At 68.8% G+C, this 18,371-nt stretch carries 21 protein-coding genes and 1 tRNA gene; 7 read left to right on the plus strand and 15 right to left on the minus strand.

Annotated elements, in window-relative coordinates; all coding sequences use genetic code 11:
- The first annotated feature begins 44 nt into the window (after positions 1–44).
- A tRNA-Leu gene (locus ACIRP7_RS02515) sits at positions 45–128 on the plus strand.
- Positions 129–178: 50 nt separating this feature from the next.
- On the opposite strand, the gene rdgB is transcribed toward ACIRP7_RS02515, so the two are convergent.
- The 4 genes from rdgB to ACIRP7_RS02535 all read right to left on the minus strand — a co-directional run bounded on the left by rdgB (position 179) and on the right by ACIRP7_RS02535 (position 2,353).
- The gene (gene rdgB, locus ACIRP7_RS02520) at positions 179–781 is read right to left on the minus strand and encodes an RdgB/HAM1 family non-canonical purine NTP pyrophosphatase (RefSeq protein WP_403652859.1); all 603 of its coding nucleotides are present in this window, start codon (positions 779–781) and stop codon (positions 179–181) included.
- Positions 782–791: 10 nt separating this feature from the next.
- On the minus strand, positions 792–1,196 hold the full coding sequence (locus tag ACIRP7_RS02525) for a hypothetical protein (protein ID WP_403652861.1): 405 nt from the start codon (positions 1,194–1,196) through the stop codon (positions 792–794).
- A 147-nt stretch (positions 1,197–1,343) separates the two neighbouring features.
- Entirely contained in the window at positions 1,344–2,081 is a 738-nt protein-coding gene (gene rph, locus ACIRP7_RS02530) for a ribonuclease PH (protein WP_403652864.1), read from the minus strand.
- 38 nt (positions 2,082–2,119) lie between these two features.
- Positions 2,120–2,353, minus strand: a complete 234-nt coding sequence (locus ACIRP7_RS02535) for a glucose PTS transporter subunit EIIB (RefSeq protein WP_123989592.1) — start codon at positions 2,351–2,353, stop codon at positions 2,120–2,122.
- A 127-nt stretch (positions 2,354–2,480) separates the two neighbouring features.
- Here ACIRP7_RS02535 and ACIRP7_RS02540 point away from each other — a divergent pair, with 127 nt between their 5' ends.
- Entirely contained in the window at positions 2,481–3,773 is a 1,293-nt protein-coding gene (locus tag ACIRP7_RS02540; RefSeq protein WP_403652867.1) for a PTS transporter subunit EIIC, read from the plus strand.
- A gap of 103 nt (positions 3,774–3,876) precedes the next feature.
- Positions 3,877–5,184 carry a PTS transporter subunit EIIC gene (locus ACIRP7_RS02545; RefSeq protein WP_403652871.1) on the plus strand — a complete coding sequence of 436 codons (1,308 nt, stop codon included), beginning with the start codon at positions 3,877–3,879 and terminating at the stop codon, positions 5,182–5,184.
- Positions 5,185–5,267: 83 nt separating this feature from the next.
- On the opposite strand, the gene ACIRP7_RS02550 is transcribed toward ACIRP7_RS02545, so the two are convergent.
- Positions 5,268–6,020, minus strand: coding sequence for an MBL fold metallo-hydrolase (locus ACIRP7_RS02550; protein ID WP_403652874.1), 753 nt, complete (start codon positions 6,018–6,020; stop codon positions 5,268–5,270).
- A 234-nt stretch (positions 6,021–6,254) separates the two neighbouring features.
- Between ACIRP7_RS02550 and ACIRP7_RS02555 the strand changes: the two genes are divergently transcribed.
- Positions 6,255–6,707: a type II toxin-antitoxin system PemK/MazF family toxin gene (locus ACIRP7_RS02555; protein WP_403652877.1), complete on the plus strand. Its 453-nt coding sequence runs from the start codon at positions 6,255–6,257 to the stop codon at positions 6,705–6,707.
- A gap of 30 nt (positions 6,708–6,737) precedes the next feature.
- Here ACIRP7_RS02555 and ACIRP7_RS02560 read toward each other — a convergent pair whose 3' ends face one another.
- The 7 genes from ACIRP7_RS02560 to clpS form a co-directional block, all read right to left on the minus strand.
- The gene (locus tag ACIRP7_RS02560; RefSeq protein ID WP_352391179.1) at positions 6,738–7,688 is read right to left on the minus strand and encodes a cysteine synthase; all 951 of its coding nucleotides are present in this window, start codon (positions 7,686–7,688) and stop codon (positions 6,738–6,740) included.
- Between the two features lie 6 nt (positions 7,689–7,694).
- Complete coding sequence (locus tag ACIRP7_RS02565; protein ID WP_007382355.1) at positions 7,695–7,973, minus strand: MoaD/ThiS family protein; 279 nt, start codon at positions 7,971–7,973, stop codon at positions 7,695–7,697.
- Between the two features lie 89 nt (positions 7,974–8,062).
- Positions 8,063–8,158, minus strand: a complete 96-nt coding sequence (locus ACIRP7_RS02570; protein ID WP_020940333.1) for a putative leader peptide — start codon at positions 8,156–8,158, stop codon at positions 8,063–8,065.
- A 79-nt stretch (positions 8,159–8,237) separates the two neighbouring features.
- Positions 8,238–8,660 (minus strand): Mov34/MPN/PAD-1 family protein, encoded by a 423-nt coding sequence (locus ACIRP7_RS02575; protein ID WP_393600134.1) that lies wholly within the window; start codon positions 8,658–8,660, stop codon positions 8,238–8,240.
- A gap of 71 nt (positions 8,661–8,731) precedes the next feature.
- The gene (locus ACIRP7_RS02580) at positions 8,732–10,183 is read right to left on the minus strand and encodes an amino acid permease (RefSeq protein WP_403652882.1); all 1,452 of its coding nucleotides are present in this window, start codon (positions 10,181–10,183) and stop codon (positions 8,732–8,734) included.
- A 321-nt stretch (positions 10,184–10,504) separates the two neighbouring features.
- Positions 10,505–11,107 (minus strand): DUF2017 domain-containing protein, encoded by a 603-nt coding sequence (locus ACIRP7_RS02585; protein ID WP_403652885.1) that lies wholly within the window; start codon positions 11,105–11,107, stop codon positions 10,505–10,507.
- 41 nt (positions 11,108–11,148) lie between these two features.
- Complete coding sequence (gene clpS, locus ACIRP7_RS02590) at positions 11,149–11,466, minus strand: ATP-dependent Clp protease adapter ClpS (protein WP_007382360.1); 318 nt, start codon at positions 11,464–11,466, stop codon at positions 11,149–11,151.
- A gap of 58 nt (positions 11,467–11,524) precedes the next feature.
- Here clpS and ACIRP7_RS02595 point away from each other — a divergent pair, with 58 nt between their 5' ends.
- A complete protein-coding gene (locus ACIRP7_RS02595) occupies positions 11,525–12,871 on the plus strand; it encodes a nicotinate phosphoribosyltransferase (protein ID WP_403652888.1) in 1,347 nt (448 codons plus the stop codon).
- Between the two features lie 108 nt (positions 12,872–12,979).
- Positions 12,980–13,567 carry an isochorismatase family protein gene (locus ACIRP7_RS02600; RefSeq protein ID WP_352391173.1) on the plus strand — a complete coding sequence of 196 codons (588 nt, stop codon included), beginning with the start codon at positions 12,980–12,982 and terminating at the stop codon, positions 13,565–13,567.
- Between the two features lie 14 nt (positions 13,568–13,581).
- On the opposite strand, the gene ACIRP7_RS02605 is transcribed toward ACIRP7_RS02600, so the two are convergent.
- Together ACIRP7_RS02605 and ACIRP7_RS02610 are read right to left on the minus strand one after the other, a co-directional pair.
- Positions 13,582–13,926, minus strand: a complete 345-nt coding sequence (locus tag ACIRP7_RS02605) for a hypothetical protein (protein WP_352391172.1) — start codon at positions 13,924–13,926, stop codon at positions 13,582–13,584.
- 114 nt (positions 13,927–14,040) lie between these two features.
- Complete coding sequence (locus ACIRP7_RS02610; RefSeq protein WP_403652891.1) at positions 14,041–16,392, minus strand: immune inhibitor A domain-containing protein; 2,352 nt, start codon at positions 16,390–16,392, stop codon at positions 14,041–14,043.
- A gap of 337 nt (positions 16,393–16,729) precedes the next feature.
- Between ACIRP7_RS02610 and ACIRP7_RS02615 the strand changes: the two genes are divergently transcribed.
- Complete coding sequence (locus ACIRP7_RS02615; protein WP_403652894.1) at positions 16,730–16,990, plus strand: hypothetical protein; 261 nt, start codon at positions 16,730–16,732, stop codon at positions 16,988–16,990.
- A 723-nt stretch (positions 16,991–17,713) separates the two neighbouring features.
- Here the strand turns inward: ACIRP7_RS02615 and ACIRP7_RS02620 are convergent.
- The gene (locus ACIRP7_RS02620) at positions 17,714–18,340 is read right to left on the minus strand and encodes an RDD family protein (RefSeq protein ID WP_403652897.1); all 627 of its coding nucleotides are present in this window, start codon (positions 18,338–18,340) and stop codon (positions 17,714–17,716) included.
- Positions 18,341–18,371 lie beyond the last annotated feature (31 nt).

The following is an 18,371-nucleotide window of genomic DNA, read 5'->3' on the forward strand; positions in this document are numbered from 1 at the left end:
GGTCCTCGACTACGATGTCGCCTCGCCGGGTAGCATGAGCGCGGGCGGCCGTGGCGGAACTGGCCTACGCGCAACACTTAGGATGTTGTGGGAGAAATCCCTTGAGGGTTCGAGTCCCTCCGGCCGCACAACCTTTGATTCGAAGGTCCACCCAGCACCGGGTGGGCCCTCGCCCTTGTCAGCCCAACAGCTCCCGCACCACCGGCACCAGCGCCCGGAACGCCTGCCCCCGGTGACTGATCGCGTTCTTCTCCTCGGCGCTCAGTTCGGCGCAGCTCCGGGTCTCGCCCTCCGGCTGGAGGATCGGGTCGTAGCCGAAGCCGTTCGTGCCTACCGGGGTGTGGCGCAACACGCCCTTCAGGCGGCCCTCGACCACCCTCTCCGTGCCGTCCGGCAGGGCGAGGGCCGCCGCGCAGGCGAAGTGGGCGCCTCGGTGTTCGTCGGCGATGTCCGAGAGCTGGGCCAGCAGCAACTCCAGGTTCGCGCGGTCGTCGCCGTGGCGTCCCGACCAGCGGGCCGAGAAGATTCCCGGGGCGCCGTTCAGGACGTCCACGCACAGGCCCGAGTCGTCCGCGACCGCGGGGAGGCCCGTTGCCTGAGCGAGGGCGTGGGCCTTCAGGAGGGCGTTCTCGGCGAAGGTGACGCCGGTTTCCTTGACGTCGGGGATCTCGGGGTACGCGTCCGCGCCGACGAGGTCGAAGGGCAGACCTGCGTCGGCGAGGATCGCGTGGAGCTCGGTGATTTTGCCGGCGTTGCGGGTGGCGAGGATCAGGCGGGTCATGCCACCAGTATTACGGCGTGCAGACCTTGGTCAGTTCGCCGGCCGCGTCGGTGATCGGGCTCAGGTCCGGGGTCTCGTCGCCGTTCTTGACCGCCGTACGGACGTTGGCCACGGCGGAGTTGAGGTGGTCGACCGCCTTGTTGACGTCGGCGTTGTCGGTCTTGTCGCCGATCTCGTCGAGGTTCTGGTCGATGGAGGCGAGGGCCTCGTCGATCTGGGTGGGGTCGTTGGACGCGTTCTCCACGGCCTGCTGGAGGTCGGTGACGCTGTCGGCGACGGCCTCGGCGGTCTGGACGCAGTCCAGTGCCTTGCTGACGGCGTCGCAGCCGGTGGTAAGGCCGACCGTGAGTCCTACGGCGGCCACCGCGGCGGCGATGGTGATACGGCGACTACGGCGGCGTCGGCTCGCGGCCATGGATCTGTTTCCTCCCTGTGGCAGGCCTCAGGAGGCCCCCGTTGACTGGCCGGGCGCCCGTTGCGCACAAGCGGGCGCCCGTACTCCCGAAGACGCCGGTACGGTCGGTCGGGTTGCGCGCGCCGGCCACCATTCTTGGCGGTCCCTTTACCTTTCGAGGACCGTGTCGAGCGCCTTGTTCTGCAGGACGGCGAGTTCCGAGCAGCCCAGGACCGCGAGGTCGAGGAGGGAGTTGAGCTCGTCGCGGGCGAAGGGCTCGGCCTCGGCGGTGCCCTGGACCTCGACGAAGCGGCCGTCGCCGGTGCAGACGACGTTCATGTCGGTGTCGGCCTTCACGTCCTCCTCGTAGCGGAGGTCGAGGAGGGGGACGCCTCCCACGATGCCGACGGAGACCGCGCTCACGGTTCCGGTCAGCGGTCGGCGGCCGGCCTTGATCAGTTTCTTGCCCTGGGCCCAGGCGATGGCGTCGGCGAGGGCGACGTAGGCGCCGGTGATCGCGGCGGTGCGGGTGCCGCCGTCGGCCTGGAGGACGTCACAGTCGAGGACGATGGTGTTCTCGCCGAGCGCCTTGTAGTCGATGACCGCGCGCAGGGAGCGGCCGATGAGCCGGCTGATCTCGTGCGTACGGCCGCCGATCTTGCCGCGGACGGATTCGCGGTCGCCGCGGGTGTTGGTGGCGCGGGGCAGCATGGAGTACTCGGCGGTCACCCAGCCCTCGCCGCTGCCCTTGCGCCAGCGGGGGACTCCTTCGGTGACGGAGGCGGTGCAGAAGACCTTGGTGTCGCCGAAGGAGACGAGGACGGAGCCCTCGGCGTGCTTGCTCCAGCCGCGTTCGATGGTGACCGGGCGGAGTTGTTCGGGGGTGCGGCCGTCGATTCGAGACATGGCGTTGAGCCTATCGGCCTCCCGGGTGGGTGCTCAGCTCACATCATGTCCTCGATCTCCGCTGCGATCGGGTCGGCGTCCGTGCCGATGACGACCTGGATCGCGGTGCCCATCTTGACGACGCCGTGGGCGCCGGCGGCCTTGAGGGCGGCTTCGTCGACCTTGCCCGCGTCGACGACCTCGGTGCGCAGGCGGGTGATGCAGCCCTCGACCTCTTCGATGTTCTCGATGCCGCCGAGCCCGGCGACGATCTTCTCTGCCTTGGTGGCCATGTCGGTCTCCTCATGCACAGTTGGCCCAACTTCGGGAGCGATTGCGCCGTGTGTACCGAAAGATGACGTCACAGCTGCTCAATCGTCCGTGACTGGTCTACACCACCCGACAGGCGGTCGCCAACTGATGAGTTCAGAGACCGACATCTCATCCGTGCGCCGGCGTTGGCAGTCGGCGTTCCAGGGGCTGCAGAAGATGGGTCGCAGTCTTCAGCTGCCCATCGCCGTACTGCCGGCCGCGGGCATCCTCAACCGGCTCGGTCAGCCGGACGTGTTCGGGGACGAGGGGCTGGGGTGGACGAACGTCTCGAAGGTGATGGCGGGTGCGGGTGGAGCGCTGCTCGACGGTCAGCTCGGGCTGCCGCTGCTGTTCTGCGTGGGTGTGTCGATCGGGATGGCGAAGAAGTCGGACGGGTCGACGGCGCTGGCCGCGGTGGCCGGATTCCTCGTCTACTTCTCGGTGTTGAGGCAGTTCCCGGAGGACTGTCCGAGCGGGGCGAAGGCCGTGCAGGGCATCGGGTGCCAGGCGACGGTGGACCAGACGGTGGTGGCGTTCACCTACCAGAACCCGGGAGTGTTCGGCGGCATCGTGATGGGGCTGCTGACGGCGTTCTTCTGGCAGCGGTACCACCGCACGAAGCTGGTGGACTGGCTCGGCTTCTTCAACGGGCGGCGGCTGGTGCCGATCATCATGGCGTTCGTGGCAATCGTGTTCGCCGCGCTGTGTCTGTGGGTGTGGCCGCCGATCGGTGACGGGCTGGAGAACTTCAGTGACTGGCTGAAGGACGCGGGGGCGTGGGGTGCGGGGCTGTTCGGTGTCGCGAACCGGGCGTTGCTGGTGATCGGGTTGCACCAGTTCCTGAACGTGCCCATCTGGTTCCAGTTCGGGACGTACACCAAGCCGGACGGCACCGAGGTGCACGGCGACATCAACATGTTCCTGGCGGGGGATCCGAACGCGGGGCAGTTCACCTCGGGGTTCTTCCCGATCATGATGTTCGCGCTGCCGGCGGCGGCGCTGGCGATCACGCACTGTGCGAGGCCGGGGCGGCGCAAGGAGATCGGCGGCCTGATGCTCTCCGTGGCCCTGACGTCCTTCGTGACGGGGATCACCGAGCCGATCGAGTACTCGTTCCTGTTCGTCGCGCCGTTGCTGTACGTGGTGCACGCGGTGCTGACGGGGGTGTCGATGGCGGTGACGTGGGGGCTGGGGGTGCATGACGGTTTCAGCTTCTCGGCCGGTCTCATCGACTACGTCATCAACTGGAACCTCGCGACGAGACCGTGGGCGATCATGCCGATCGGCCTGTGTTTCGCGGTCCTCTATTACGTGATCTTCCGGTTCGCGATCACGAAGTTCGACCTCAAGACGCCGGGCCGGGAGCCCGAGGAGGAGGTCGAGGACGTCACCAAGGTGTAGTCCTCCGGTTGCGGAACTGACGGGTTCCTTATAACGCGCCCATCGTGTACAACAGGTCTACACCACTGAGTGGTGTAGACCACCACCCGATGGAGGAAGCGTTATGAGCACCGCCACTGCGCCCTCGGCGGCGCCCCCGAAGAAGCGGGGATCAGGCCTTTTTCAGGGCCTCCAAAAGGTAGGCCGCAGCCTGCAGCTCCCGATCGCCGTGCTGCCGGCGGCGGGCCTGCTGCTCCGGCTCGGTCAAGCGGACTCCCAGAAGAAGTTCCACATACCCGCCGACGTGGCCAAGGTGTTCGCCGGGGCCGGTGGCGCTCTGCTGGACAGCTCCTTCGGTCTGCCCCTGCTGTTCTGCATCGGTGTGGCCATCGGCTTCGCGAAGAAGGCCGACGGCTCGACGGCGCTGGCCGCGGTGGTCGGTTTCCTCGCCTACTACGCGGTGATCCACCAGTACCCGATCAAGGACGGGCACGAGGGTGCCACGTACACGCCGACCGGCCTCGGCGGCGGCTTCTGGCAGAAGGGCACCGAGGCCGCGCAGACCGCGAGCTTCCAGAACCCGGGCGTGCTCGGCGGCATCATCCTCGGCCTGCTGACCGCCGTGCTGTGGCAGCGCTACCACCGCAAGAGGCTCGTCGACTGGCTCGGCTTCTTCAACGGCCGCCGGCTCGTCCCGATCATCACGGCCGCCGTCGGCACCGTCCTCGGTGTCCTGGTCGTGCTGGGCTGGGAGCCCATCGGTGAGGTCATCACCAACTTCGGCGAGTGGATGACGAGTCTCGGCTCATTCGGTTCGGCGCTCTTCGGTCTCATCAACCGCGCGCTGATCCCGATCGGCATGCACCAGTTCGTCAACTCCGTGGCCTGGTTCCAGATCGGCGAGTTCACCAACTCCTCCGGCACTGTCTTCCACGGCGACCTTCCGCGCTTCTTCGGCGGCGACCCGAGCGCCGGTATGTTCATGACCGGCTTCTTCCCGATCATGATGTTCGGCCTGCCCGCCGCCGCCCTGGCGATCGCCCACTCGGCCCGTCCGGAGCGCCGCAAGGCCGTGATGGGCATGATGATGTCGATGGCGCTGACCTCGTTCGTCACGGGTGTCACCGAGCCGATCGAGTTCACGTTCATGTTCATCGCCCCGGTGCTCTACGCCATCCACGCGGTCCTCACCGCGGTCTCGATGGCGGTGACGTGGGCGCTGGGCATGCACATGGGCTTCAGCTTCTCGGCCGGCTTCATCGACGTCTTCATCAACTGGGGCATCTCCACCAAGCCCTGGCTGCTGATCCCGGTCGGCCTGGTCTTCGGCGCGATCTACTACGCCGTCTTCCGCTTCGCCATCGTCAAGTGGAACCTCCCCACCCCCGGCCGCGAGCCCGAGGAGGAGGTCGAGGACCTCACGAAGGCCTGATGCCCGGCTGACGTACGACGAAGGCCCCCGGAGTCCTGAACCTCTCCGGGGGCCTTCGTCATGCCGTGGGCGATGCCGTGGTGCTAGATCTCGTACGTCACCCTCGGCGTCGCCAGGGACACCGGGCCGTCGAACGTCGCGCGCGCGTCGGCGAGGTTGACCTGAGGGTCGGTCCACGGGGGGATGTGGGTGAGGACCAGGCGGCGGGCGCCTGCCCGGGTCGCCGTCTCACCCGCCTCGCGGCCGTTGAGGTGCAGGTCGGGGATGTCTTCCTTGCCGTGCGTGAAGGCGGCCTCGCACAGGAACAGGTCGGTGTCGCGGGCGAGTTCGGTCAGGGCGGGGCTCAGACCGGTGTCGCCGGAGTAGGTCAGGGACTTGCCGCCGTGCTCGACGCGGATGCCGTACGCCTCCACCGGGTGTGCCACTCGCTCGGTGTGCACCGTGAACGGGCCGATGTCGAAGGTGGACGGCTTGACCGTGTGGAAGTCGAAGACCTCGCTCATGGAGGAGGCGGTGGGGGTGTCGGCGTAGGCCGTGGTGAGGCGGTGCTCGGTGCCCTCGGGGCCGTAGACCGGGAGGGGGTCGCAGCGGCCGCCGTCGTGGCGGTAGTAGCGCGCGACGAAGTACGCGCACATGTCGATGCAGTGGTCGGCGTGCAGATGGCTGAGGAAGATCGCGTCGAGGTCGTAGAGACCGCAGTGGCGCTGCAGCTCGCCAAGGGCACCGTTGCCCATGTCGAGAAGCAGCCGGTAGCCGTCGGCCTCGACGAGGTAGCTCGAGCAGGCCGATTCCGCGGACGGGAACGACCCCGAGCAGCCGACGACGGTGAGCTTCATAAAACAGAAACCTCCGCTGGCGGGAACTTTTCTGGGATGGAGACGGGGGTCGTGCGGTCCGTCGAGCGTAAGGCGCAAAACCCCCGGTCGCTCCTCCGCCAAGGGCTGTTGTGGGCGAACTCACCTGTGCTGTCACCGGTTCGGCTGGACCAGCAGCGCGTGGGGAGTGAGAGAGGGATCACGGGTTCCGCAGAGGGCGCGCGGGGCAGTTCGCGCGCCGGTACCGTCGTCCTCATGGACACGTCCTGGTGGCTCGCGCTCGTGGCGGTGGTGCTGCTCGCGCTGGTCGCCACCCTGGTGGACGGCTGGGGGCGGGGGCATCGGCCTCGCGGGCGCGCGGACCGGACGACTCGGCCGTCCGGGCGTACGACGGGGGTGCGGCCGCGGCCCGCCGAGATCTGGTGGGCGCAGGTGCCGTACGAGGACGGTCCGGGGGGCAAGGACCGGCCGTGTCTCGTGCTGGCGGTGCGCGGCGGGCGGGTCACCGTCGCGAAGATCACCAGCAAGTACCATCACGAGCGGGGCGGCGTCATCCCGTTGCCGCCGGGCTCGGTGGGCGATGCCCAGGGGCGCGCGAGCTTCCTGGAGACGGACGAGCTGCGGCAGGTTCCGGTGGGGGACTTCCGGCGGAGGGCGGGGGTGATGGACCCGGTCCTGTGGGATCAGGTCCGTCACCTGGCGACGTAGATCGTCACACCCAGAGCGCGACGTAGAACGTCACGCCCAGAGCTGGCCCTGGAGCGTCTCGATCGCTTCCTCCGTCGTCGCCGCCGTGTAGACGCCGGTCGAGAGGTACTTCCAGCCGCCGTCGGCCACGACGAACACGATGTCGGCGGACTCCCCCGCCTTCAGTGCCTTGGTGCCGACGCCGATCGCCGCGTGCAGGGCGGCGCCCGTGGAGACGCCCGCGAAGATGCCCTCCTGCTGGAGGAGCTCGCGGGTGCGGGTGACCGCGTCGGCGGAGCCCACCGAGAAGCGGGTGGTCAGCACCGACGCGTCGTACAGCTCCGGTACGAAGCCCTCGTCGAGGTTCCTGAGCCCGTAGACCAGGTCGTCGTAGCGCGGCTCGGCGGCGACGATCTTCACGTCCGGCTTGTGCTCGCGCAGGTAGCGGCCGACGCCCATCAGGGTGCCGGTGGTGCCGAGGCCCGCGACGAAGTGGGTGACCGAGGGGAGGTCGGCGAGGATCTCCGGGCCGGTGGTCGCGTAGTGGGCGCCCGCGTTGTCGGGGTTGCCGTACTGGTAGAGCATCACCCAGTCGGGGTGCTCGGCGGACAGCTCCTTGGCGACCCGCACGGCGGTGTTGGAGCCGCCCGCGGCCGGGGACGGGATGATCTCGGCGCCCCACATGGCGAGCAGTTCGCGGCGTTCCTGCGAGGTGTTCTCGGGCATCACGCACACCATGCGGTAGCCCTTGAGCTTGGCGGCCATCGCGAGAGAGATGCCGGTGTTGCCGGAGGTGGGCTCCAGGATGGTGCAGCCGGGCGTGAGGCGGCCGTCCTTCTCCGCCTGCTCGATCATGTGCAGCGCGGGGCGGTCCTTGACCGAGCCGGTCGGGTTGCGGTCCTCGAGCTTCGCCCAGATGCGGACGTCGGCGGACGGCGAGAGCCGCGGCAGGCGCACCAGGGGGGTGTTGCCCACCGCGGCCAGCGGGGAGTCGTAACGCATCGACGATCAGGCCATGCCGCCGGCCACGGCCGGCAGGATCGTGACGTTGTCGCCGTCGGTGAGCTTGGTGTTGATGCCGTCGAGGAAGCGGACGTCCTCGTCGTTGAGGTAGACGTTGACGAAGCGGCGCAGCTCGCCGCCGTCCACGATGCGCGCCTGGACGCCCGCGTGCCGGGTCTCCAGGTCGGCGAAGAGCTCGGCGAGGGTGTTCCCGTTGCCCTCCACCGCCTTCTGGCCGTCGGTGTAGGTGCGGAGGATGGTCGGGATGCGGACCTCGATGGCCATGGTGGCGGGCTCCTGTCGGAAAGTGGTCTGGTCGGTGGGCGCACGGCGAACGCGCGCCGCGGCTCACGGCCGTACGGCGGCAGGGAAGGTCAACAGATGGCGCTGTTCAGCCTGCACAGGTCGACGTGCAGCCGCGCCACGAGCAGGATGCCCGGCGTCTTCTCGCTCACGTCGTTCAGAACCATGGGCTCATCGTATCGATTCCCGGTCCGGATCCCGGAGTGTGATCTCGCATACTGGATGGTTCCCGACCGGATCGCGAGATCAGTAGGCCTCGACGACCGTGACCTCCTCCTCGGTGACCTCGCCGTCGAGGATCCGGTAGGAGCGGAACTGGAAGTCGCCGAGGCCGTCGGTGTCGGCGGTGGAGACGAGGACGTAGTGGGCGCCGGGCTCGTTGGCGTAGGAGATGTCCGTGCGGGAGGGGTAGGCCTCGGTCGCGGTGTGGGAGTGGTAGATGACCACCGGCTCCTCGTCGCGGTCGTCCATCTCGCGGTACAGCTTGAGCAGGTCGCCGGAGTCGAACTCGTAGAACGTCGGCGACATCGCGGCGTTGAGCATGGGGATGAAGCGCTCGGGGCGGTCCGACCCGGCCGGTCCCGCGACGACTCCGCACGCCTCGTCGGGGTGGTCCTTGCGCGCGTGCGCGACGATCTGGTCGACGAGGGCCTGGGTGATGGTCAGCATGGTGGTCAGGATAAGCAGAAGGGCTGCCCGGTACCGAGGAGTGGTACGGGGCAGCCCAGATGCCGGACGTTCTATCCGGAGACCTTCTCGAACTCCGGCTCCCGCCGGTCAGCGATCTGCGGGTGACGGGACTTCAGCACGAACCAGCCCACGCCCAGCGCCGCGGCCCAGCCCGCCATCACGTACAGACACACCCGCGAGTCCGCGTCGTACGCGATCAGGCCGGTCACGAAGAGCAGGAAGACGATGGCGATCCAGCTGCCGACCGAGCCGCCCGGTGCCGGGAAGGAGGAGGCGGGCAGCCGCCCTGCCACGACCTCGCGGCGGTAGCGCACATGGCTGAGCAGGATCATCAGCCAGGTCCAGATGCCCGCGGCGGTCGCGACCGAGACGACGTATCCGAAGGCCTTCTCCGGCACGACGTAGTTCAGCACCACGCCGATGCCCATGAAGAGCACGGAGACCGTGATGGCCAGCGCCGGCGTGCGGGTGACGGAGAGCTTGTTGAAGGCCTGCGGCGCCTCTCCGCTGTCGGCCAGGGTGCGCAGCATGCGGCCCGTGGAGTACATGCCGGAGTTGCAGGAGGACAGGGCCGCGGTGAGGACGACGAAGTTCACGATGCCGGCGCCCGCGGGGATGCCGATCACGGCGAAGGCCTTCACGAAGGGGCTGACGCCGGCCGCGAACTCGGTCCACTTGACCACGCACAGGATGACGGTGAGGGCACCGACGTAGAAGAGGCCGATGCGCCAGGGCAGGGTGTTGATCGCCTTGGGGAGGGTCTTCTCGGGGTTCTCGGACTCACCGGCGGTGACGCCGACCAGTTCGACGGCGAGGTAGGCGAACATCACGCCCTGCAGGGTCATCAGGGACGAGCCGACGCCCTTGGGGAAGAAGCCGTCGAAGGCCCAGAGGTTGGAGACCGCGGCGGTGTCGCCGGCCGCGCTGAAGCCGAAGGTCAGCACGCCGAGGCCGATCACGATCATGCCGATCAGGGCGGTGACCTTGATCATCGAGAACCAGAACTCGATCTCGCCGAACAGCTTCACCGAGATCAGGTTCGCCACGAACAGGACGACCAGGAAGACCAGGGCCGTCGTCCACTGCGGGACGGCGGGGAACCAGTAGTTGACGTAGATCGCGGCGGCGGTGAGTTCCGCCATGCCGGTGACGACCCACAGCAGCCAGTACGTCCAGCCGGTGAAGTAGCCGAAGAACGGGCCGAGGAACTCGCGGGAGTACTCCGCGAACGAGCCGGAGACCGGGCGGTAGAGCAGCAGCTCGCCCAGTGCCCGCATGATGAAGAAGATGATCACGCCGGCGACGGCGTACATCAGGATGAGGCTCGGACCGGCCTTGGCGATGTTCGCCCCGGCGTTGAGGAAGAGGCCGACGCCGATGGCGCCGCCGATCGCGATCATCTGGACCTGGCGGCTGCCGAGTCCGCGCTCGTACCCCTCTTCGGACGCGTTCGGGGCCTTCTCCGGGCCTGAGTCTTTGTCTTCGACCTGAGCGGAGGTCATGTGGTGGTGCGCCTTTCTCCATACCGGACCGGGCCTCTCGTCGGCCTCGGACCGGTTCTCGATCCCCCCGGATTGATGGAGTCGTGCCTGGCCGGCGGTTACCGGCTCGGTGGCGCACCCGGCCGAACATACGGGTGGTGTTCGCCGGGCGGTCGTGAAGATTTATCACGGCCGCAGCATTGATCACCCGGGCGCTGTGTGGCGCAGAGCACAGGAAGAAGCGGACAAAGGACCTGTGGATGGAACGAAAGCCGTCAGCGCGGTGACGTGATCGTTATCCGGATTTGAGCGTCCTCTGAGCGAACACAGAACCGCCACATCTCATGGCATAAGGGTGGTCACGAGGGTCTCCTGGAGACCGCCCAGCCACAGATACGCCATCACCATCGGCTTACGGGGGTCCTCGTCCGGGAGCCGGTAGAGGAGGTCGGTGTCCTCCTCGTCGGTGATGTCGAGGCGGGAGCCGATCGCGAGGCGCAGGTCGTTGAGGGTGCCGAGCCACTGCTGGGACTCACCGGCCGACAGCTTGAGGACCGCCCCGCCGTCGCCTCCGGAGCGCAGGGCGTCCAGGGAGCGGACGACCGCGAGGGCGTTGTCGCGCTTGCCGGCCCGCAGGTCGTTCTCGGTGTAGCGGCGGAACTCCGAGGAGTACGCCCGCTGCTCCTCGGCCTTCTCGGCCCGGGGAGCGCCCTCCGGATCGCTGTAGGCGTCCGGGAAGAGCCGCTTGAGCACCGGGTCGGAGGGCGGCTCGCTCGGGCCGTCCGCGAAGAGCTCGGCGAGCGGGTCGTCGGAGGCGTCCTCGGCGGGTCCCGGGCCGATGAGTTCCAGGAGCTGGACGGCCAGCGACCGGATGATGGAGATCTCGACGTCGTCGAGCGCGACGGCCGCGCCGCCGCCGGGGAGCGGTTCGAAGGTTCCGGGCATCAGGGTCTGTCGCTACTTCCGGTCCTGCGGGCGGGGGCGGGTCATTTCCGGTCCTGCTGGAGGGTGGCCCACAGACCGTAGCCGTGCATGGCCTGCACATCGCGTTCCATCTCCTCGCGGGATCCGCTGGAGACGACCGCCCGGCCCTTGTGGTGGACGTCGAGCATCAGTTTGGTGGCCTTGTCCTTCGAGTAGCCGAAGTAGGTCTGGAAGACGTAGGTCACGTAGCTCATGAGGTTGACCGGGTCGTTGTGGACGATGGTGACCCAGGGGACGTCCGGCTCGGGGACGGCGAAGACCTCTTCCGCCGACTCGGTGCGTTCGATCTCTACGGGAGCGGGTGACGTCACACGGCCCATGCTGCCACGCACCCCACAAATCGTCACACTGACGCGAAGTGGGGTAGCATCCGTTGCTATGAACACAGCGGACCTTGGGCTGCCGGTGGACGTTCCCTCGACGGCGCTCTTCACGGACCAGTACGAGCTGACCATGCTGCAGGCCGCGCTGAAGGCGGGTACCGCCGAACGGCGCAGCGTCTTCGAGGTCTTCACCCGTCGGCTGCCGGAGGGGCGGCGCTACGGCGTCGTCGCGGGCACCGGCCGGGTGCTGGACGCGGTGGAGAACTTCCGCTTCGACGCCGATGTCCTCGGCTTCCTGCGCGAACGCTCCATCGTCGACGAGGAGACCCTCGACTGGCTCGCCACCTACCGCTTCGGCGGCGACATCTGGGGCTACCCGGAGGGCGAGGTGTACTTCCCGGGCTCGCCGATCCTGCGGGTGGAGGGCTCCTTCGCCGAGTGCGTGCTGCTGGAGACCGTGATCCTGTCGATCCTCAACCACGACTCCGCGATAGCCGCGGCCGCCTCCCGGATGTCCTCGGCCGCGGGTGACCGGCCGCTGATCGAGATGGGCGCCCGCCGCACCCACGAGCTCTCCGCCGTGGCCGCCGCCCGCGCCGCCTACGTGGGCGGTTTCGCCACCACCTCCGACCTCGCGGCCGGTTTCCGCTACGGCATCCCCACGGTGGGCACCTCCGCCCACGCCTTCACCCTGCTGCACGACCACGAGCGGGACGCCTTCCGGGCCCAGGTGGAGTCGCTGGGCCGGGGCACCACCCTGCTCGTCGACACCTACGACGTGACGGAGGCCGTCCGCCTGGCCGTCGAGGTCGCCGGGCCCGAGCTGGGGGCCGTGCGCATCGACTCCGGCGACCTGCTCCTGGTCGCCCACCGGGTGCGGCAGCAGCTGGACGAGCTGGGCGCGAAGCGGACGCGGATCATCGTCACCTCCGACCTGGACGAGTACGCCATCGCCTCGCTGGCGGTGGCCCCGGTGGACGCGTACGGCGTCGGCACCCAGCTGGTGACCGGCTCCGGGCACCCGACGGCCTCGATGGTCTACAAGCTGGTCGCGCGGGCCGAGTCCGACGATCCGAAGGCGCCGCTGATCCCGGTCGCAAAGAAGTCGTCCGGGGGCAAGACCTCGGTCGGCGGGCGCAAGTGGGCGGCCCGGCGGCTGGACGCGGAGGGGTTCGCGGAGGCCGAGGTGGTGGGCACCGGACCGGTTCCGGCGGGGCTCACGGACCGGCAGCTGCTGGTGGAGCTGGTCAAGGGCGGCGCGGTCGTGGCCCGCGAGCCGCTGGACGTCGTACGGGACCGGCATGCCGCCGCCCGGGCCAATCTGCCGCTGTCGGCGACACAGCTCTCGCGCGGGGAGCCGGTCATTCCGACGGAGTATGTCCACGGGCGCACGGGTAGCTAGGCCTTGTCCGGCGGGTGTCGTCCCGAACGCGCCCGCCCACGCCCCCTCCCGCCCGGTCCCCGAAGTCTCTAGGCTCGTAAGTTCACTCTTAGTCGAAGGACACCCACCATGCGCCGCGCCTTGATCGTCGTCGACGTGCAGAACGACTTCTGCGAGGGAGGCAGTCTCGCGGTGGCCGGCGGGGCCGATGTGGCCGCCGCCGTCACCGAGCTGATCGGGCAGGCGGCGGGCTCCGGCTACCAGCACGTGGTGGCCACCCGCGACCACCACATCGCGCCGGGCGGCCACTTCGCCGACAACCCCGACTTCGTGCACTCCTGGCCCGCGCACTGCGTCGCCGGGACCGAGGGGGTGGGGTTCCACCCGAACTTCGCGCCGGCCGTCGCCTCCGGGGCGATCGACGCGGTCTTCGACAAGGGGGCGTACGCGGCGGCGTACAGCGGGTTCGAGGGGGCCGACGAGAACGGCGTGACGCTGGCCGACTGGCTGCGGGCGCGCGAGGTCTCGGAGGTGGACGTGGTGGGAATCGCCACGGACCACTGCGTACGGGCCACCGCGCTGGACGCGGCCCGGGAGGGCTTCCGTACGCAGGTCCTCCTCGACCTCACGGCCGGGGTCGCCGAGGCGACGACCGAGCGGGCGATCGAGGAGCTGCGCGCGGCGGGCGTGGAGCTGTCCGGTAAGCCGGTCGTCTAGGAACAGGCACGGCCTCAGGCCGGTGCTGTCGGCCTCCTCAGCAGTGACCTGATCGGATGCCACAGCTCCTGGGCCAGCTCGGGGCCGCCCACGACAGCGTTGTCAGGGGCGGTACGCCATATCAGCCCGTCCGGATGGTGCAGTACGGCGGTGATCTCGTCCGGGGTCGGGGGCGCGCCGTTGCCGCGCAGGTACACCGCGCGCAGTCCCAGGTTGCGCAGCCTGGTCAGGGCGCGCGCCCGGTTGTGGGCGTGGACGAGTACCCGCACACTGCCGTAGCCGTCGGCGGGCGGGCGGGGCAGGTTCAGCGCCACCACCACCCTGCCGTTCGGCAGCTTGCAGAAACCTCCTGCGGCCATGCGGGTCACACCCCCGTGTGCGTCGGTGTCAATAAGGAAGCCACAGGACGCACCTAAACACGATCGGCGGCAACCCGCCAGGGGTTGCCGCCGATACGCTTGTGACCTGCGATTTTACTTCTTCTTGGCCGAAGGTCCGACCTGGAGCGTGATCGTCGAGCCGTTCAGGGGCTCCTTGACGATCTTGATCCGGGTGTCGGTGTCAGTGATGTTGACGCCCGCGAACGGGTTCGACGGGTCGTAGTAGCTCGACGTGCCGTCGTCGAAGACCGGGACGCCGGGCTTGGACTTGATCTTCGTCGGGACGTCGGCGTTGTGCAGCGTGACCGAGTCCGTCGGGTACCAGCTGAAGGTGGAGTCGTAGGCCTGGATGCGGTTGCGCATCAGCGTGCCGTCGGACCACTTGAGGGGGGTCGGGTGGGAGTCGACCGGGAGGATCAGACCCGTACCCGGGTGCTGGCTGGTGTTGTCGTCCGCCTGGGAGGTGTCCCACTTCCAGATCAACAGGCCGTTCTGGTAGGCGTAGTGCTCCACCCAGTCCGGACGGGTCGTCGAGAAGCCGTAGTTGTACGGGCCGACCTTCAACACCTTGTCGTACGACACGTATTGGCGGTTCTCGGCGAGGTAGTACTGCGCGTACTCGTCCGTGATCGAGGCGCCGATGCGCGAGAAGCCGTTCGCGGTCCAGGCGGCGTCCGCCGTCTCGGCGTTGTCGGAGAACAGGGTCGCGCCGTCGGCGGTCACCGTGATCTCGTCGGCCGCGAAGCCCTTCAGGGCGGCCCCGCCGTCGGTCTGGTAGCGGAAGCGCAGCTGGACCTTCTGGCCCGCGTAGGCGTTCAGCGGGAAGGTCAGCTTCTGGTAGGCGTCGACCGAGCCGGTGAGGGCCGGCTTGCCGCTGCCGTCGCGCGGGATGGCGGTGCCGTCGGCCAGGGTGCCGTCGATCGGCGTCCAGTTGGAGCCGTCGGTGGAGACCTCGGTGTAGAGGTAGTCGTAGTCCTGCTCGATGTCCCACCAGCCGTCGAGGGTCAGCGCCGCCGAGGACTTGCCGGTCAGGTCGAGCGGGCGGCTCAGGGTGTTGCGCAGGTCGTTGCCGCTGCCGCTCCACCACTGGGTGGTGCCCTGTGCCGGGGTGACCACCGGGGTGCTGACCGTCTTCTTGGGCAGCTGGACCACGAGCGCCTGCGGGTTCTTGGTGTTGTACTCCGCGACGCCCAGCTTGTGGCTGGACCGCTTGCCCGCGTTGGCCACGTCGTAGTCGAGCCAGCCCAGTTGGAGCTTGTCCCAGGCGTTCATGTCGCCGGGCAGGTCGCCGATGGAGTCCTTGCCGGTGCCGAGCCAGGAGCCGGAGGACATCAGCGTCCAGAAGCCGGTGGAGTTCTCACCGGCGCCGGAGGTGTCGTACTCGTCGGGCAGGCCCAGGTCGTGGCCGTACTCGTGGGCGAAGACGCCGAGTCCGCCGTTCTCCGGCTGGATGGTGTAGTCGCCGACCCAGATGCCGGTGTCGCCGATCTGGGTGCCGCCGAGCTTGTTGGTGTCCGGGCCGGTGGAGCCGGCGTCGGTGCCGAAGGCGTACCAGCGGTGGGCCCAGATGGCGTCCTCGCCCTGGGCGCCGCCGCCCGCGGACTCGTCCTCGCCGGCGTGCACGATCTGGAAGTGGTCGATGTAGCCGTCGGGCTCGTTGAAGTTGCCGTCGCCGTCGAAGTCGTAGCGGTCCCACTGGTCGAACTCGGCCAGTTCCGCGGCGATCTCGGCGGCGGTGTCGCCGGCGGCCTCGCGCTGGGCGACCCAGGCGTTGACGCCGTCCTGCACGGCGTACCAGGCGCCGGTGGACGCCTTGTTGGAGCCGTAACGGGCCTCGTTGTAGGGGACCTTGACCCAGTCGGTCACTTCGCCCTCGACCGAGTAGCGGCCCGAGGACTGCTTCTCGTAGTACTTCTTCAGCGACTCGGTCTTCTTGCCGGTGCCGAAGTACAGGTCCTGGAAGTGCGCCTGGTTGTAGTCCGCCTGCCAGGCCGTGCTGTTGTTCTGCTTGCGGTCCGGCTTGGCTATCCGGTTGTGCAGCGGGCCGGCCGTGCCGCCGTAGCGGGGGTCGACCTGGTCGCCGAACTCCACCAGGATGGTGAAGATCTTGTCGGTCTTCTCCCGGCCGAGTTCGACGTACTTGCTGTCGCCCTTGCGGCTCTTGAGCTCGACCACCTGGGAGCCGTTGCGGTTCCTGACCGCGGCGTCACCGGATATGACCTGGTCGAGCGCCTCCTTCCGCTGCGCCTCCTGGGTCTTGGTCAGCGGGCCGTCGAAGTCGTGCTCCCTGGCCTTCGCCGGCTGCGGGTCCCGCCGGTCGGCCGCGGAAGTCTTCGCGGAGCTGTCCGCGGCCTGCGCCACGGCGAACGTGGAGAACGTGGCCGAGGCCGCGGCTATCGCCACGACTGTCGCTGCCGTCCTGAACGTCCAGGATCTGTCCGTCACTTGTACCTCTCCCCTATCAGGCAAGTGACCCGTATTTGACTAAAGGTTGGGGAGAAAAGACAGATCTTGACTTGGACCCGACAAGTGCATTATTGGGAGCCGGTGTTCGTATTGCGGACACGCGACTGCAACACGACAGGCGCGCACGGCCGTCCACTTGATGGACGTCATGACTCCGTGCGCCCCCTGTGCTCCGGCACTGTTGGTTAGGTCACGCTTACTGTTCGTTCCACTCGGGCAAACAGGCGATTAGAGTCGATCGGCGGAACGCCCGGATGTCGGCGGAATGCCAGGCCGACACACCCCGTGGACCCCCGATTCCGAGGACACGATTGCCATGCCTCGTCCGACTGCCGCACAGATCGCCTACGGTTCGATCACCGTCATCTTCTCGACGCTCGCCATGCTGCTGCTGTCACAGACGAGTTCGGCCGTGGGGACCGCGGTCGTCGCGGTCTCGGCGCTCGCCCTCGGCCTGCTGGTCGCCATGACGGTGCCCCAGCCGAAGCCCCGCGTGGTCGCGATGAACAGGCCCGCCGAACACCCGGCGCAGGAACAGGTCCCCGCGGCAGCCACGAGCTCCAAGACAGCCGCCTGAACACTGCGTTCCCCGAGCAGGGGTTCCGCGCCGCCTCCCGGGTTCGTCGGGGCGAGGGCTTCTTCTCGACCCCGGGTTCGTCGGGGCGGCCCGAGTACCAGCCGCGTTCACCGACCGAAACCCGGCGTCGTCGCGGAGAGCAAGCCCGTCGACCGCCCGGGGCCGTGGCCAGGACCGTCCAAGGCAGCCGCCTGAACACTGCGTTCACCCAGCAGGGCGCTACGCGTCCCCTCCCGGGTTCGTCGGAGCGGGCCAGGGCCCCGACCCCGCCCGCCGAGCCGGGTGCCTCTCTGCCTCCGGGATCGTCTGGGCGGCCCGAGTACCAGCCGCGTTCACCGGCCGAAACCCGGCGTCGTCGCGGAGAGCAAGCCCGTCGACCGCCCGGGGCCGTGGCCAGGACCGTCCAAGACAGCCGCCTGAACATCGCGTTCACTCAGCCCCGGGGATCACCGAGGTGGACCTGGGCACCGATCACGTTCACCACAGTGACCGTCGGCTCGGCACTCCGGTCACGCACACCCCGGACACGCCGCACGGCCCGGCCGCGCCAATTAGGGCCCACGGCTCGGCGCTCGCAGCAACGCCGCCCGGACACGCCCGGACACACCAACGGCGACCGACCGCTCCGGCACCCCCAACCACGCTGCCCGCGAGGACAGACCGCACACTCCGTCCTCAGCGTGCCGCATGCCTCTCAGGAGGAGGGCGGGCCGCCCGCCCGGTTCAGCCCGTGCTGACCACCACCGTCTTCGCCGCCTTGTCGTGCAGGCCCTGCTTGTACGGCTTGTCGAAGTAGCTCCAGCCGCCGGAGATGGCGGTCCAGACGCAGGCGCAGCAGAACGCGAACGGGATCCACAGCACCGCCGAGCGGATCAGCGTGGTCTGTACGGTGGGCGTGGAGCCGTTGTCGAGGTTCGCCACCCGCATCCCGAGCCACTTCTTGCCGAGCGTCTGCCCGGACCGGGTGATCAGGATCGTGTCGTAGGCGATGTAGAGCACCGCGGCGAGCGCCGACTGGGCGAGCGACTTGCCGTACTGCATGCCGTCGCTGTTCACGTCGAACTCGCTCACTCCGAAGCCCCAGGTGAGGAGCCAGACGACGATACCCACCATGATCATGTCGATGATCCGGGCGAGCGTGCGCCGGCCGCTGGGTGCCAGCGGGGGCATGCCGGCCAACGGGTCGGCGGGGCCACCGCCGTACGGGTCACCGCCGCCGTAGGGACTTCCGCCGTACGGCGGCGGTGTGCTGTACGGCGATCCCGAGCCCTCGGCGGGCGGGGGCTGCTTCCTCAGCGGGTCGTCATCCGGCGGCTGCTGGCCGGAGCCGGGGGGCGGTTCACTGCTCATGGCCCGAGTCGACCGCGAACCCCCCGACTCC

This window comes from Streptomyces sp. NPDC102270, from assembly GCF_044766405.1.
Classification (GTDB): Bacteria; Actinomycetota; Actinomycetes; order Streptomycetales; family Streptomycetaceae; genus Streptomyces.